This is a genomic window from Mesorhizobium sp. L2C084A000, assembly GCF_000502875.1.
In the GTDB taxonomy this organism is placed as follows: domain Bacteria; phylum Pseudomonadota; class Alphaproteobacteria; order Rhizobiales; family Rhizobiaceae; genus Mesorhizobium.
This window is the reverse complement of sequence record NZ_AYWX01000004.1, coordinates 256,451-271,102: the sequence shown is the minus strand read 5'-3', so window position 1 is coordinate 271,102 and position 14,652 is coordinate 256,451. Positions and strand designations below refer to the sequence as shown.

General features: G+C 64.6%; 13 protein-coding genes and 1 pseudogene. 12 read left to right on the top strand and 2 right to left on the bottom strand.

Translation table 11 applies throughout. The features are described 5' to 3' along the window. Window positions 1-12 precede the first annotated feature (12 nt). From X735_RS153620 to X735_RS153645, 6 genes and pseudogenes are all read left to right on the top strand, one after another. Window positions 13-1,461 (top strand): APC family permease, encoded by a 1,449-nt coding sequence (locus tag X735_RS153620; protein ID WP_023810835.1) that lies wholly within the window; start codon window positions 13-15, stop codon window positions 1,459-1,461. A 433-nt stretch (window positions 1,462-1,894) separates the two neighbouring features. Continuing rightward, window positions 1,895-2,551: pseudogene (locus tag X735_RS1000000170395) on the top strand (cytochrome P450); the annotation flags it as partial. Between the two features lie 241 nt (window positions 2,552-2,792). Then, window positions 2,793-4,280, top strand: coding sequence for an aldehyde dehydrogenase (locus X735_RS153630; RefSeq protein WP_023810832.1), 1,488 nt, complete (start codon window positions 2,793-2,795; stop codon window positions 4,278-4,280). Between the two features lie 251 nt (window positions 4,281-4,531). Further along, window positions 4,532-5,386 (top strand): MetQ/NlpA family lipoprotein, encoded by an 855-nt coding sequence (locus tag X735_RS153635; RefSeq protein WP_023810831.1) that lies wholly within the window; start codon window positions 4,532-4,534, stop codon window positions 5,384-5,386. Between the two features lie 92 nt (window positions 5,387-5,478). Beyond that, on the top strand, window positions 5,479-6,576 hold the full coding sequence (locus X735_RS153640) for a methionine ABC transporter ATP-binding protein (RefSeq protein WP_023810830.1): 1,098 nt from the start codon (window positions 5,479-5,481) through the stop codon (window positions 6,574-6,576). Then, entirely contained in the window at window positions 6,557-7,213 is a 657-nt protein-coding gene (locus X735_RS153645; protein WP_023810829.1) for a methionine ABC transporter permease, read from the top strand. Before X735_RS153640 ends, X735_RS153645 begins: the two co-directional genes overlap by 20 nt. A gap of 75 nt (window positions 7,214-7,288) precedes the next feature. On the opposite strand, the gene X735_RS153650 is transcribed toward X735_RS153645, so the two are convergent. Together X735_RS153650 and X735_RS153655 are read right to left on the bottom strand one after the other, a co-directional pair. Then, window positions 7,289-7,798 (bottom strand): flavin reductase, encoded by a 510-nt coding sequence (locus tag X735_RS153650; RefSeq protein ID WP_023810828.1) that lies wholly within the window; start codon window positions 7,796-7,798, stop codon window positions 7,289-7,291. Between the two features lie 6 nt (window positions 7,799-7,804). Further along, on the bottom strand, window positions 7,805-9,349 hold the full coding sequence (locus X735_RS153655) for a 4-hydroxyphenylacetate 3-hydroxylase N-terminal domain-containing protein (RefSeq protein WP_023810827.1): 1,545 nt from the start codon (window positions 9,347-9,349) through the stop codon (window positions 7,805-7,807). Between the two features lie 92 nt (window positions 9,350-9,441). On the opposite strand from X735_RS153655, the gene X735_RS153660 reads away from it, so the two are divergent. From X735_RS153660 to X735_RS153680, 6 genes are all read left to right on the top strand, one after another. Next, window positions 9,442-10,311 carry a helix-turn-helix domain-containing protein gene (locus tag X735_RS153660; protein WP_023810826.1) on the top strand — a complete coding sequence of 290 codons (870 nt, stop codon included), beginning with the start codon at window positions 9,442-9,444 and terminating at the stop codon, window positions 10,309-10,311. Between the two features lie 252 nt (window positions 10,312-10,563). Beyond that, on the top strand, window positions 10,564-10,971 hold the full coding sequence (locus tag X735_RS0134105; RefSeq protein ID WP_245273201.1) for a hypothetical protein: 408 nt from the start codon (window positions 10,564-10,566) through the stop codon (window positions 10,969-10,971). A 152-nt stretch (window positions 10,972-11,123) separates the two neighbouring features. Continuing rightward, window positions 11,124-12,218, top strand: coding sequence for a transporter substrate-binding protein (locus X735_RS153665; RefSeq protein ID WP_023810824.1), 1,095 nt, complete (start codon window positions 11,124-11,126; stop codon window positions 12,216-12,218). Next, the gene (locus X735_RS153670; RefSeq protein ID WP_023810823.1) at window positions 12,215-12,832 is read left to right on the top strand and encodes an ANTAR domain-containing protein; all 618 of its coding nucleotides are present in this window, start codon (window positions 12,215-12,217) and stop codon (window positions 12,830-12,832) included. Before X735_RS153665 ends, X735_RS153670 begins: the two co-directional genes overlap by 4 nt. Before the next feature lie 19 nt (window positions 12,833-12,851). Further along, entirely contained in the window at window positions 12,852-13,718 is an 867-nt protein-coding gene (locus tag X735_RS153675; protein ID WP_196815320.1) for an ABC transporter permease, read from the top strand. Beyond that, complete coding sequence (locus tag X735_RS153680) at window positions 13,715-14,635, top strand: ABC transporter permease (RefSeq protein ID WP_023810821.1); 921 nt, start codon at window positions 13,715-13,717, stop codon at window positions 14,633-14,635. Before X735_RS153675 ends, X735_RS153680 begins: the two co-directional genes overlap by 4 nt. The last annotated feature ends 17 nt before the right edge of the window (window positions 14,636-14,652 follow it).

The following is a 14,652-nucleotide window of genomic DNA, read 5'->3' as shown; positions in this document are numbered from 1 at the left end:
CAGGAGGGATCAATGACGGCAGTTGCAGAACAGGCGCCGGCCAACAGGCTGCGCAAGAACAGTCTTGGCGTCGGCGCCATCACCTTCATGGTGATTTCGGCGGCCGCCCCGCTCACGGCAGTCGCCGGCGGCACGCCGCTCGGCATGCTGATGGGCAATGGCCCCGGCTTTGCCGGCACCTATCTGATCGTGACGGTGCTGCTGCTTTTGTTCGCGGTTGGCTATGTCGCCATGTCACGCCATGTCGGCAATGCCGGCGCCTTCTATGCCTATGCCGCGCGCGGCCTCGGCAGCATGGCCGGCGGCGCCACGGCGCTGATCGCCATCCTGTCCTACAATGCCATGCAGATCGGGGTCATGGGCCTGCTCGGTGCCGCGACATCAGGCCTGTTCGCCGGCTGGGGCATCAATTTGCCCTGGTGGGTGTGGAGCTTCATCGCCATCGCGCTGGTGGCCGTGCTCGGCTACCGACAGGTCGACCTCTCCGCCAAGATCCTGACGGTGCTGGTGCTGTGCGAATATCTTGTGGTGCTGGTCCTCGACATCGCCATCCTCAAGACCGGCGGCGACAGCGGCCTGTCGGCGGCGCCATTCAGCTGGAGCCAGATCGTCAGCGGCTCGCCGGCCATCGCCATCCTGTTCTGCTTTGCCGCCTTCATCGGTTTCGAGGCGACGACGATCTATGCCGAGGAGGCACGCGATCCAAAGATCACCATTCCGCGCGCCACCTATTTTTCGGTCGTGCTGATCGGTGTCTTCTACATGCTCACGGCATGGCTGATGGCGGTCGGCGCCGGTGTCGACAAGCTGCTGCCGACGCTGCAAGGGCTGCAGGATCCGACGACCTTCCTGTTCGGCCTGTCGGATCGTTACGCCGGCACGATGCTGTCGCAGGCGATGAGCATCCTGTTCGTGTCGAGCCTGTTTGCCGGCGTGCTGGCGTTCCACAATGCGGTTGCGCGCTATATCTATGTCTCGGGCCGCGAAAAACTGTTGCCGCAGACGGTCGGCGTGACGCATGCGGTGCACCAGAGCCCGCATGTCGCTTCCATCATCCAGAGCGTGCTCGCCGCGGTCGTCGTCGGCCTCTTCGCCGTGCTCGGCCTCGATCCGGTGCTGGCGCTGTTCTCCTGGCTGACTAACGTCGCGACACTCGGCGTCATCGTCATGATGGCGGTGGCCTCGCTTGCCGTAGTGATGTTCTTCCGCGCCAATCCATCGACGCAGGAGAACGCGATGAAGACCACCATCCTGCCCGGGCTGACCTTCATCGCCTTCGTCATCATCATCTACCTGATCGTCATCAATTTCGGCAGCCTGTCCGGGGCCGGCGGTTTCCTTGGCGTGTTCCTGCCGGGGCTGGTGCTGATCGCCGCGATCGTCGGCCTGCTGCTGGCCAGCGCGCTGAAGAGCCGCGATCCGGTCGCGTTCAAAAACCTCGGCCAGCCGCTGAAAGATTGAGAAAAGCAAAGGGGGGCGTGCCACGCCGCCCCTTACACCACAAAGGGGAGTGGCGGATTTGAGCTTTGCCGAAAATATCACCGTCGAGGCATTGGAAGCAGATCCCTACCCGATCTATGCAGAGCTCAGGCGCAGTGCGCCTGTCGCTTTCGTGCCGGCGGTCAATCTGTGGTTCGTCACCCGCTGGAAGGATGTCGAGAGCGTCGCCAAGTCTCCCGACATCTTCTCCGCCGTTGTCGGCTCGTCGCCCGTCGAGCGCTCCTTCGGCAAGCCGACCATCCTGACCACCGATGGCGAGACGCACAAACAGCTGCGACAGGGCGTCGACCCGAAATACCGGCCGCGCACCGTCGCCGCCTATGCCGGCGACCTCGTACGATCGATCGCCGAGCCCTACCTCGACCGGATCGCCGAACAGGGTGCGGCCGAACTAATGGCCGACTATTTCGAGCCGGTGTCGACGCTCAGCCTGGCGCGCTCGCTCGGCCTTGCCGACATCGAGATGCCGACGCTGCGCCGCTGGTTCTACGGCCTTGCCCAGGGCGCCATCAATTTCGAGAACGACCCGAAGCGGCAGGAGATCGCCGACGCGATCAGCGCCGAGGTTGGCGACGCCATCCTGCCGACGCTGGAAAGGCTTGTCCACGCACCGGATGATTCCGCGCTGTCGCATATGCTGCATGACGGCATGCCGGAGGGCACGACGCGGCCAATCGACTTCCTGATGCCGAGCATCAAGGTGATCTTGCTCGGCGGCATGCAGGAGCCCGGACATGGCGCCGGCTCGATCGTCGCCGGCCTGCTGGCCCATCCCGAACAGATGCGGCAGGTGCTCGCCGATCCCGAGACCTTCGTGCCCAAAGCGGTTGACGAGGGCTTGCGCTGGGTCGCGCCGATCGGCACCCAGACACGGCAGACGACGCGGGCGGTCGAGCTTGGCGGCGTGACGATCCCGGCCGGTGCAGCGGTGGCCGCCCTCGTCTCTTCGGCAAGCCGCGACGAGAGCCGCTTTGCCGATCCCGACCGCTTCGACATCAACCGCAACGAAGGCAACCATGCCGCCTTCGGCTTCGGCCATCATTTCTGCTCGGGCCGGTTTTTCGCACGCGAGCAGATGTGCCTTGCGGTAAGGCTGTTGCTCCAACGCTTCCCCGATCTCAGCCTTGTGCACGGCAAGGAACCGGTGTTTCGCGGCTGGGAATTCCGCGCGCCCACNTGTTGCTCCAACGCTTCCCCGATCTCAGCCTTGTGCACGGCAAGGAACCGGTGTTTCGCGGCTGGGAATTCCGCGCGCCCACCACATTGCATGTGTCCCTGGGAGTCCGTCATCCATGATCAGTCAGAATGCCATCGACACGCTGCGCAAGACGGAGATCGGCGCGCGGGGGCTGTTCATCGATGGCGTGCAGATCGAGGCAACAAGCGGCGCAAGCCTGCCGGTGACGTCGCCGATCGACGGCCGACCTTTCGCCAGCATCGCCGACGGCAACGCCGCCGATATCGACCGCGCCGTGAAGTCGGCGCGCAAGGCGTTCGAGAAGGGCTCGTGGTCGCGATCAGCGCCGGCCTTTCGCAAGAAGGTGCTGACGAAATTCGCCGAGCTGGTCGAAAAGCATGCCGACGAGCTCGCCGTGCTCGGCGTGCGCGACAATGGCACCGAGATCGGCATGGCCTACAAGGCCGAACCGCTGTCGGCGGCAGGCACCATCCGCTACTACGCCGAGGCCATCGACAAGGTCTATGGCGAGATCGCGCCGACGGCCGACAATGTTCTGGGACTGATCCACAAGGAGCCGCTCGGCGTCGTCGGCGTCATCGTGCCGTGGAATTTTCCGCTGATGATCGGCGCCTGGAAGATTGCGCCGGCGCTTGCCGCCGGCAATTGCGTGGTGGTCAAGCCGCCGGAAATCGCTTCGCTGACGCTGCTGCGGCTGGCCGAACTGGCAAGCGAGGCCGGACTTCCCGCCGGTGTGCTCAATGTCGTCACCGGCCGTGGTTCGGTTACCGGCGAGGCGCTCGGCCTGCATATGGATGTCGACGCCATCGCCTTCACCGGTTCCGGCCCGGTCGGCCGACGGCTGCTCGAATATTCCGCTCGCTCCAACCTGAAACGCGCCTTCCTCGAACTCGGCGGCAAGTCGCCCAACATCGTCTTTGCCGATGCTCCCGACCTGAAACAGGCGGCGGTCGTCTCGGCCAACGGCATTTTTCGCAATTCCGGCCAGGTCTGCGTCGCTGGCTCGCGCCTGCTCGTCCAGGCGTCGGTCTATGACCGTTTCATGGACGAGCTTCTCTTGGCAACGACCCGGCTGAAAGTCGGCGACCCGCTCGATCTCTCCAGCGACATCGGCGCGGTATCGAGCGCCGAACAGCTGGACAAGAACCTCGGTTTCGTCACCAGGGCCACGGAAGAAGGTGCCCGTCTCGTCACCGGCGGCGAACGGATCCTGACAGAGACCGGCGGCAGCTACATGGCGCCGACGATCTTCGAGAACGTCACGCAAGACATGCAGCTTGCGCGTGAGGAGGTGTTCGGGCCCGTACTCGGCGTCATGCGCTTCGAAACCGAGGAGGAGGCGGTTCGGCTTGCCAATTCGACCGTCTACGGGCTTGCCTCCGCGGTGTGGACCGCCAACCTCTCCACCGCGCATCGCATGGTGCGCGCCATCAATGCCGGCGTCGTCCACGTCAACACCTATGGCGGCGCCGACATCACCGTGCCGCTCGGCGGCGTCAAGCAGTCGGGCTTCGGCCGCGACAAGTCGCTGCACGCGCTGGAGAAATATCTGGAACTCAAGACCGCGTGGATCGCGCTTTGAGACCAACCGTGGCGCTGGCCTGCCTCCGAATCTGACCTTCCCACGGAGATGCCCAGGATCGCCTTAGATCCGGCGGCGGTCGGCCGAGCGCCATCTTGTTCTCTCTTCGTTGGAATTTTTGAGAGAATATTCCTGGCTTTGGCGAGAACGGCGAAACGCGTTCTTTGATTAAATCAATAGAATTCCTGACGATGTGATCAAGGCTAGGCAGTCCGCTTGGCCGCATGACTTCACAACCGCAGAGATCAATCATGTCCGACTTCAAAAACACTTTGCCATCTTCCTTAGGGTCAACCATCAACCGGCGCAGCGGCTTGGCTCTGCTGTTCGCATCGGCCGTAGCGATCGGTAGCCTGATGGCACCGCATGCATCGTTCGCCGAGGACAAGAAGGCGATCAAGGTCGGCATCATCAGCGGCGAGGACGAGGATGTCTGGCGCGTCGTCGTCGCGCAAGCCGCCGAAAAGGGCCTCGCCATCGAGACCGTGGTGTTCAACGACTACACCCAGCCCAACGAGGCGCTGGAGCGCGGCGAAATCGACGCCAACGCCTTCCAGCACCAGCCCTATCTCGACAACCAGATCAAGACACAGGGCTATCACATCGTGCGTGTCGGCTATACCGGCGTCTGGCCGATCGGCCTCTACTCGAAGAAGTACAAAGCAGTCGCCGACCTGCCCGAGGGCGCGGTCGTCGGCGTGCCGAACGACCCATCCAACGAAGGCCGGGCGCTGCGCGTGCTGCAGAACGAGGGCGTGATCAAGCTGAAAGACGGCACCGGCATTCTGGCCACCACCGCCGACATCGCAGAGAATGCCAAGAAGGTGGTGATCAAGGAACTCGACGCCGGCATCGTCGGCCGCTCGGTCGAGGATCTCGACGCGGCCGTGGTCAACACCGACTGGGCGCTGAAAAGCGGCCTGACGCCGGAAAACCGCATCGCGCAGGAGCCCATCGCCGACAATCCCTACCGCAATTTCATCGCGGTGAAGGCCGGCAACGAGAACGAGGCCTGGGTGAAGACGCTGGTGGCCTCCTATCAGAACGAGGCGGTGAAGGCCGAGTTCGACAAGGTCTACAAGGGCACCGGCCTCAGCGCCTATTGATCCGATCGTCGACCGGACGCCCGGTTCGAGAGCAACAGCGGTCCGCGCTCAGGCGCGGGCCGCGATTGCGTTTTCGGAGAACAGGAACATTCATGAACCAGCATATCACAGCATCCGGGGACACCACCGATCCGACCCGCGCCCGGCCCGACGCATCTCAGGATGTCGTGCGCCTCGTCGACCTGAATCGCCGCTTCGGTGTGACGGCGGCGCTCGACGGCATTTCGCTGACCGTGCGCAAGGGCGAGATCCTCGGTATCATCGGTCGCAGCGGCGCCGGCAAGTCGACGCTGATCCGCTGCCTGAACGGGCTGGAAAGGCCTGACTCCGGCGAAGTGTTCATCGAGGGCCGCGAGATCAGCCGGCTAGGCGAGCGCGACCTGCAGCCGTTGCGGCGACGCATCGGCATGATCTTCCAGCATTTCAACCTGCTGTCGGCCAAGACCGTCGAGGACAATGTGGCGCTGCCGCTGAAGATCGAGGGCCGCCCGAAAGCCGAGAGGCTGAAGCGCGCCGCCGAACTGCTCGATCTCGTCGGCCTGTCGGAGAAAGCAAAAGCCTATCCGGCGTCGCTGTCGGGTGGCCAGAAGCAGCGCGTCGGCATCGCCAGGGCGCTGGCAGCACGGCCGGCGCTGCTTTTGTCGGATGAAGCCACTTCGGCGCTCGATCCGGAGACGACGCGCTCGATCCTTGCGCTGCTCAGGGATATCAACCGGCAGCTCGGCCTGACCATCCTGCTGATCACCCATGAGATGGAGGTGATCCGCTCGATCGCCGACCGCGTGGCGGTGATCGATGCCGGGCGCATCGTCGAGGAAGGCCCGGTCTGGTCGGTGTTCGCCGACCCGCGCTCGGACATCACCAGAAGCCTGCTCGGCGCCATCCGGCCGCAGCTGCCAGCCGAACTGGCGGCCCGGCTGCTGCCGGGGGCCGGCGCGGAGACGATCCTGCGCGTGGATGTGGCCGGCGAAGCGGCAAGCGGGCCATTGCTGTCCGACCTTGCCACGGCTGTTCCAGGCACCTTCCGCCTCGTCCATGGCGGCATCGACCATATCCAGCAGCAGCCGGTCGGCACGCTGTTCCTTTCGGTTCCCGGCAGCGATGCAAATCATCTCGCTGACATCATCACATTCCTGAAGGCCCGCCAGGCGCGGGTGGAGGTGCTTGGCCATGTCGCCGATCCTGTTTGAACTTCTGCTGCGTTCGATCTGGGAGACGGTGCTGATGACGGCCGCCTCCGGCCTCATCTCGCTGGTCTTCGGCCTGCCGCTCGGCCTGGCCTTGATCGCCACCGAACGCGGCGGGATTGCCGAAAGCCTGTGGGTGAACCGGTCGCTTGGCGCCGTCATCAACGGCTTCCGTTCGGTGCCCTTCATCATTCTTCTGGTCGCGCTCATCCCGGTGACGCGGCTGATCGTCGGCACCTCGATCGGCACATGGGCGGCCATCGTGCCGCTGTCGATCGCCGCCACGCCCTACTATGCGCGCATCGCCGAAGTGTCGCTGCGCGAAGTCGATCGCGGGCTGATCGAGGCGGCGCGCGCCATGGGCGGCAACCGCTGGACGATCATCCGCGAGGTGCTGGTGCCGGAAGCCCTGCCCGGCATTGTCGCCGGCTTCACGGTGACGCTGGTGACGCTGATCGGTGCCTCGGCCATGGCCGGCGCCATCGGTGCCGGCGGCCTCGGCGACCTCGCCATCCGCTACGGCTATCAACGATTTGAGACGTCCATCATGATCGCCGTGGTCATCGTGCTGATCATCCTGGTCTGCGGCATCCAGTGGGCGGGGGACCGGCTGGTGGCGAGGCTGGATCGGCGGGGGTGAAAGACTGGCTGATGGCACGGCCGGGGACGGGATAGGCGGAGGCCTTCCCGCCACCAAACCGTCTGACGCCCGGCTTCACCCGCCAAAGCTGCCCAGCCGCGTCGGCTGCGTATAGCTGCGGTCGACATAGAGCAGGGCCGAGCCGCCGCTGCCGTGCCGGACATCGATGACGCGGCCGATCATGACATTGTGCGTGCCGACGATATGCACAGTCTCGATCTCGCAATCGAAATTGACGATCGCATCCGACAGCGCCGGCGTACCGGAGGTCAGCGTCTGCCAGCGTGCGGCGGAGTAGCGCGCTTCCATGTCCCTGGTCGCGCCGGCGAACTTTCCCGCCAGATGCATGTGGTCATGCGTCAGCACGTTGACGCAGAAGCGCTGGTTGGACAGGAACATGGCGGCCTGCGTCGAGCGCCCGTTCATGCACACCAGCAGCGTCGGCGGCTCGTCGGAGACGCTGCACATGGCGGTGGCGGTGAAGCCGCCGCGCCCTGCCGGGCCATCGGTGGTGACGATGTTGACCGGCGCGCAGACCCTCGCCATGGCGTCGCGGAAATCGGTTTTCGAAATCTGCGTGGCCATCTGGTTTCACTCGGCCGTTGAGACAAGCGGATTGAACCAGGTATCGCCCGTCCAGCCATTCTCGTCATAGTCGGCCATGCAGGTGTCGACGAGCTCTTCCATCGCCTTCAGCCGCCCGCCGCGTTCAGCTCCTTTCAGCACCTGCAGCCGCACCTCTTCCGGCGCGCCGGCATAGTTGAGCTCGTAGAGCGCGTGACGGCCGCCGAACTCGGTGCCGGTCGCGTCCCACAAAAGCTTCATGATCTTGATGCGCTCGATGTGGCCCATGTCGTTGGAGCCGCGCACATATTGCGCCAGATACTTGTCGATCTCGGGGTTGTTGAAGTCGCGCACCGACGACGGCAGGTAGATCAGCCCGGACGCGATCACCCGGCGCACGGTGTCGATGACGCGCGGATAGGCTTCCGACATGAAGGTGCGGTAGGCGAGCGCGGCTTCCAGATTGGGCAGCACCGCACCATTCGCCCACGGGATCGGGTTGTAGGCCATGGCGTTGGAAAAGCTCCAGAACATGTGCCGCAGTGCAATGACCTCGCCCAGTGCCGCCTGGTTGCCGCGGAAAGCATCGCCGCCCGTGGCGCGCAGCGCCTTGGCCAGCAGGCCGGCGAGGAAATCGAGCTTGACGGCGAAACGCGTGCAGCCCTGGAAGCAGTAGCCATGCATGAAGCCGGACGCCGGGTGGAAGGACAGGATCTTCTGCGCATCGCGCAGCACCAGCACGTCCTCCCAGGGGATGAAGACATTGTCGAGCACTAGGATCGCGTCGTTCTCGTCGAAGCGTGACGACAGCGGATAGTCGAACGGCGCCGCCACCGTGTTGGCCGTCTGCTCGTAGGAGACGCGGCAGAACATCTTTATCCCCGGCGCATTCATCGGCACGATGAACATCACCGACAGCGACGGATCCTCGGTGACCGTCGCCGATCCCTGCGCCAGGAAGTTATAGTGCGTCAGCGCCGAGGACGTCGCCACCACCTTGGCGCCGGAGACGTAGATGCCGGCATCCGTCTCCTTGGTGATGTGGACGAAGACGTCCTTCACCTGTTCGGCCGGCTTGTGGCGGTCAATCGGCGGGTTGACGATGGCATGGTTCATGAACAGCACGGCTTCCTGGGCACGCCTGTGCCAGGACAGGGCATTGTCCCTGAACGGCCCGTACCAGTCTGCGTTGGCGCCGAGCGTATTCATCAGCGCCGCCTTGTAGTCGGGCGTGCGCCCCATCCAGCCATAGGACATGCGTGACCACTCGGCGATCGCCGTCTGCTGGGCGGCGAGTTCGCCAGAGGATTTGGCGACGCGGAAATATTTGTGGGTGTAGCCGCCCGAGCCGGTGTCGGTCGGCGAAGTCAGCGTGTCCCGTCGCAGGGGATCATGCAGCGCATCGTAGAGGCGCGCCAGCGACCGCGCCGAATTGCGCATCGACGGGTGCGTGGTGACATCGGCAATGCGTTCGCCATTGATATAGACCTCGCGGCCGTCGCGCAGGCTCTCCAGATACTCGGCCCCGGTGAACGGCCGTGCCTTGTCGGCGCGGAAGTCTTCTGATCGCATGATGGTCCTCCTCTTGAGTCGCAACACTAGCGCCTTGGGCATGCATCGGTTATGGACGGAACGGCAAAACCGATTGGACTTTTTCAGGCGCCATGAGCCAGAATTCCATCCCCGACTTCTTCGTCTATGGCGAGCCTGTGCGGCCGCTCGATGTCGGTTTCCTGCATGTCGAGACGGTGCTTGCGCGCAGCAATATCCATCTTGGTCAGGTTGCGGCGCACAAGCATCCGCAGATGGGCCAGATCACCTACTGGACCAGCGGCTCCGGCACCTACCGTATCGAAGACCGATCCTGGGACTTTTCGGCGCCTGCCGTCAGCTTCGTGCCGAGCGCTGTCGTGCATGGCTTCTCGATCGGACCCGGCACCGATGCCATCGTCGTCTCGGTCGCCGACGGCGCGCTCGCGGCCATCGCCGCTCACAGCCTGCTGCCGCTGGACAGGCCGGTCTTTGCCGACGGTCTGCCACGACACGCAGCGTGGGCGAGACTGGCGGCGGTGCTGGAGATGATCGCCGCCGAATATGCCGAGGCGCAAGCCGGCAATGACAGGGTCCTGCCGGCGCTGATCGCCGTCGCACTCTCCCACATTGCGCGCCTCAGCCCCGGCGTGACCGCCTCCGCCGCCTCTTCCGATGCTTCGCTGGCGCGGGGCCTGCGTCGGCTCGCCGACACGCATTTCCGCGACAACTGGCCGGTCGATCGCTACGTCGAGGCGCTGGCCACCACGCCGCATCTTCTCGACAAGGCTGCCCATGCGGTTCTGGGCGCCGGCGTCAAGCGGGTCGTCAGCGAAAGGCGGCTGCTGGAGGCCAAGCGCCTGCTGCTGTTCACCGTACGCACGGTGGAGGACATCGCCTACGAGATCGGCTTCGACGACCCGGCGTATTTTTCACGGTTCTTTCGCGCGCGAGTCGGCGAAGCGCCCGCCGCCTGGCGCCGGAAGCACTTGCAGGGCCATTGATCCTGCGTGAAATGCAGACCCCGTGACGCGCAATCCTCGATGTTGCAGCCACAGCCACTTTTTCGTGAAGCTGAACGGGTTGATCCCTTCGCCTGCCTGCCTAGGTAGAAAGGAGCGGCGGGTGCCACGCAAATCTGACATCGGACCAATCTGACGGTCGGCATGATATTTTCCTGCATTCAAAAGCTTGCCCTTCCTATTCTCTTCGTTGGCATCCAGTCTTCCTGCGTCGTTCCCGACGATACGTCGCGCGTGGCCAAGGTTGACCCCACCGCGGCGGCGGCTCGCAAGGAGATGGTCGGCCTCAGCGAAGCCGACGTCCGCATGTGCGCGGGGTTTCCGACCGCCACCGCGGACGCCGGCCGATCGGGCCAGATCTGGTCCTATAAGCGCGTCGTTCAGCGCGGCAATCTCAGCATCGTCGTCCCAACCATGGCATTGGGCGCGATCCCGGCGGTCGGTGGCTCCGTCAATGTCGCTCCCGGCGGTTATTGCGATACGCAAATTCGCATGGTCGACGGTCGCGTCGCCGAAGTTGCCTATGCCGGCGACAACAATATGCCGAACAGGCGCGACGCGCTTTGTGTCAGCACGGTGGACGCCTGCGTGACCTATGCGCGTCAACACGGTCAGAGGCCAGTGGCAGCGAAACGGCGATGACGGTCACGCAAATATCGTTGAGGGCTTGACTGACCCGCCGGACAGAATACGCTAGCGCAAAATACCGGCTCTGATCGCCGGGCGGCAAGAATGCCTCGTATGCCTCGCCCTCCCGGCGCTGGCTGCGAGGCATTGTCATTTTGGGGATCTGTTTGAAACGGCGTATCGAGATCGGCATCCTATATTCCCGCTCGGGGAGCTATCAGCTCGTCTCCGATGCGTGCCGCATCGGCGCCATGCGCGCCATCGCCGACATCAACGCCGATCGCAGCTCAGGTATCGAACTGGTGCCGGTCGAGCGCGATCCGCAAAGCAATGCCGACCGCTACGCAACGCTGTGCGAGGATATTTTCAGGACCAGCAGCGCGCGCCATGTCGTCGGGTGCGTCACCTCGTGGAGCCGCAAGGAAACCATTCCGGTGCTCGAGAAGGCGGGCGGCATGCTGTGGTACGCCTGCCCCTATGAGGGCTTCGAGGCCAACGAGCACGTCGTCTACATGCACGCCTGCCCCAACCAGCATCTGGTGCCGTTGATGGCGCATGTCGTGCCGCGTTTCGGCGCCAACGGTTTCCTGCTTGGCTCGAACTATATCTGGGGCTGGGAGATGAACCGCGTCGCCCGCGACCTGATCGCCGATGCCGGCGGCAAGGTTCTGGGCGAACGCTATCTGCGCATCGGCGAGACCGACGTGTCGCGTCTGATCGCGGAAATCCGCGCCACGCGGCCGAACTTCATCCTCAACAACCTGATCGGCACCTCGTCCTACGCCTTCCTCGCGGCCTATCGCGACCTAGGTCACGAGGATGCCGCCTTCAGTCCCGAGACTTGTCCCGTCATCTCCTGCAACCTCACCGAAGGTGAGCTGCCGGCGATCGGTGAATCCGGCAAGGGACATCTATCGGTCGGGCCGTACTTCGCGCCGCGGCCGGCCGCCTTCGCCTCGTCTTTCGAGGCCTCCGCCTATGCCTCCGTGCAGGTGATGGCCGACGTGCTCTCCAGCAATCCCGAAGCCGGTCCGGCGGAATTTTCCAGAGCCTTCGCAGAACGCCGCTTCTCCACCCGGCTCGGGCCGATCGCCATCGACGCGCACTCGCAGCACGCCACATTGCCGGTGATCATCGGGCGGATCGCGGACGGCTTCTTCGAGGTCGTCAGCCGCGAAGACGAAGTCGCGCCGGATCCCTATCTGTCGCGCTACGACCCGGCAAAAACATTCGGCCGCCCACGCCTGAGGGTGGTGTCGTGACGAGAGCCCCACGCATCCCCAATCTCGGCGGCGCCAAGGCGTTTATCCTGCATCGCCCGCATCCGACGGTGCAGGCGATCACCAGGCAATTGTCGGCCATCGGCCTGATCACGCTGGACTGCTGGCCGGAACTGCCGCCCGAGGCGCTGGCGGCCGATTTCGTGTTCTTCGACGCCGATCTCGGTTTCGACGAGCAGTTCCCCTGGAAGCCGGGCGAGGCGCCGATGCCGCTGGTGGCGCTGATCGGCTCCGAGGCGCCGGGCCGCATCGAATGGGCGCTGTCGCACAAGGCCGATGCCCAGCTCCTGAAGCCGGTCGGCAATGCCGGCGTCTACAGCGCGCTGCTGATCGCGCGCCAGAGTTTCGAGGCGCGAAAACACCTGGCCAGTGAGATTGCCTCGCTTCGCCAGCGCGTCGCCGAGCGCCAGACCATCGTGCGCGCGGTCACCGCACTGGCGAAAGGCACCGATGACGGCCGCGCCTATGCGCAGCTTCGCTCGCTGGCTATGAGCTGGCAGATCAGCGTCGAGGATGCCGCGCGGCGGATCGTGGCAATGACAAGTGAAGAAGCAACAGGGGAAGAAGGCGGCGATGACCAGTCCCATCGCGCCTGATCTCACCGCGCCAGGGCGCATGCCGGTCAAACCACGCGCCGGCGTCTGGCGCCGGCTGGTCAGGCGCCGTCTCGCACTGCTTGGGCTGATGATCGTCGCCATTGTCGTTGCCGGCGCCGTGCTGGCGCCATGGCTGACTGGCTATGATCCCAACGAGCAGATGTTCGACGGCCTGACCATCGAGGGCTCGCCCTTGCCGCCGGATGCAAAATTCTGGCTGGGCACCGACCTGCTCGGCCGTGACCTGTTGACCCGCATCCTCTACGGCGCCCGCACCTCGCTGATCATCGGCATCGTCGCCAATGGCGTGGCGCTGTTCATCGGCACGCTGGTCGGTGTTGTCGCCGGCTATTTCCGTGGCTGGATCGGCAGCGCGCTGATGCGCTTCACGGATTTGATGATGGCGTTTCCGGCACTGCTGCTCGCCATTTGCCTGGCGGCGGTGTTCGAGCCCAGCCTGTGGATCGTCGCCATGGTCATCGCGCTGGTCAACTGGGTGCAGACCGCCCGCGTCATCTACACCGAAACCTCTTCGCTGGCCGAGCGCGAATTCATCGACGCCGAACGCACCATAGGGGCGAGTGCACCGCGCATCCTGTTTCGCCATATCCTGCCGCATCTGCTGCCGACCATCATCGTCTGGGGCACGCTCGGCATCTCGACCACGGTGCTGCTCGAGGCGACACTCTCCTTCCTCGGCATCGGCGTGCAGCCGCCGACGGCGTCGTGGGGCAACATCATCTTCGAGAACCAGACCTATTTCCAGGCCGCACCCTGGCTGGTGTTCTTCCCCGGTGCCGCGATCCTGGCGCTGGCGCTGGCCTTCAACCTGATCGGCGACGCACTGCGCGACATCCTCGATCCGACGCAGAGGGGCCGGGCATGATCGCCTATCTCGGCCGCCGCCTGATCCAGTCGCTGCTGATCCTGCTCGGCGTCTCGCTGATCACTTTCGCGCTGCTCTATCTCCTGCCCGCCGATCCGGTGCGCCAGATCGCCGGTCGCAGCGCCACGCCGCAGACGGTCGAGAACATCCGCCAGCAGCTCGGCCTCGACCAGCCCTTCATCGTCCAGTACTGGCGCTATCTCACGAAGCTCATCAGCGGCGATCTCGGCCGCTCCTACATCCAGCGCTCCGAAGTCACCGAGCTGATCGTCTCACGGCTGCCGGCCAGCTTGTTGCTGATGGTCGGCGCCATCCTGTGCGAGCTGCTGCTCGGCCTGAGCATGGGCCTGATCGCTGCCGTCAAGCGCGGTACCGCCACCGACCAGACGCTGATGGTCGCCTCCTTCGTCGGCGTTTCGGCGCCGCAATTCGTCGTCGGCCTGCTGCTGCTCTACGTCTTTGCCGTGCGGCTCAGCTGGTTCCCGATCGGCGGCTATGGCACCTGGCGTCATCTCGTGCTGCCGTCGCTGACCATGGGCATACTCGGCGCCGGCTGGTACGCCCGCATGATGCGCTCGTCGATGATCGATGTTCTGCGCCAGGATTATGTCCGCACCGCCCGCGCCAAGGGCCTGGCGCGGCGAGCCATCCTGTTCCGCCATGCACTGCCCAACGCCATCCTGCCGGTCATCGCCATGATCGGCATCGACATCGGCATCTTCATGGGTGGCATTGTCGTCGTCGAAAGCGTGTTCGGCTGGCCTGGCATTGGCCAGCTGGCGTGGCAGGCCATCCAGCGCGTGGACATCCCGATCATCATGGGCGTCACCCTGATCTCGGCCTTCGCCATCGTGCTCGGTAATCTGCTGGCCGACGTCATCGCGCCCTTCATCGACCCCCGCATCAAGCTCAGATGAAAATGAAAACCAGATAG

Excerpts from the sequence above, each read along its gene's own strand:
- X735_RS153630 (WP_023810832.1), top strand. The coding sequence starts at position 2,793 with ATGATCAGTCAGAATGCCATCGACACGCTGCGCAAGACGGAGATCGGC.
- X735_RS153655 (WP_023810827.1), bottom strand. The coding sequence starts at position 9,349 with ATGCGATCAGAAGACTTCCGCGCCGACAAGGCACGGCCGTTCACCGGG.
- X735_RS153635 (WP_023810831.1), top strand. The coding sequence starts at position 4,532 with ATGTCCGACTTCAAAAACACTTTGCCATCTTCCTTAGGGTCAACCATC.
- X735_RS153680 (WP_023810821.1), top strand. The coding sequence starts at position 13,715 with ATGATCGCCTATCTCGGCCGCCGCCTGATCCAGTCGCTGCTGATCCTG.
- X735_RS153645 (WP_023810829.1), top strand. The coding sequence starts at position 6,557 with ATGTCGCCGATCCTGTTTGAACTTCTGCTGCGTTCGATCTGGGAGACG.
- X735_RS153675 (WP_196815320.1), top strand. The coding sequence starts at position 12,852 with ATGCCGGTCAAACCACGCGCCGGCGTCTGGCGCCGGCTGGTCAGGCGC.
- X735_RS153660 (WP_023810826.1), top strand. The coding sequence starts at position 9,442 with ATGAGCCAGAATTCCATCCCCGACTTCTTCGTCTATGGCGAGCCTGTG.
- X735_RS153640 (WP_023810830.1), top strand. The coding sequence starts at position 5,479 with ATGAACCAGCATATCACAGCATCCGGGGACACCACCGATCCGACCCGC.
- X735_RS153620 (WP_023810835.1), top strand. The coding sequence starts at position 13 with ATGACGGCAGTTGCAGAACAGGCGCCGGCCAACAGGCTGCGCAAGAAC.
- X735_RS153650 (WP_023810828.1), bottom strand. The coding sequence starts at position 7,798 with ATGGCCACGCAGATTTCGAAAACCGATTTCCGCGACGCCATGGCGAGG.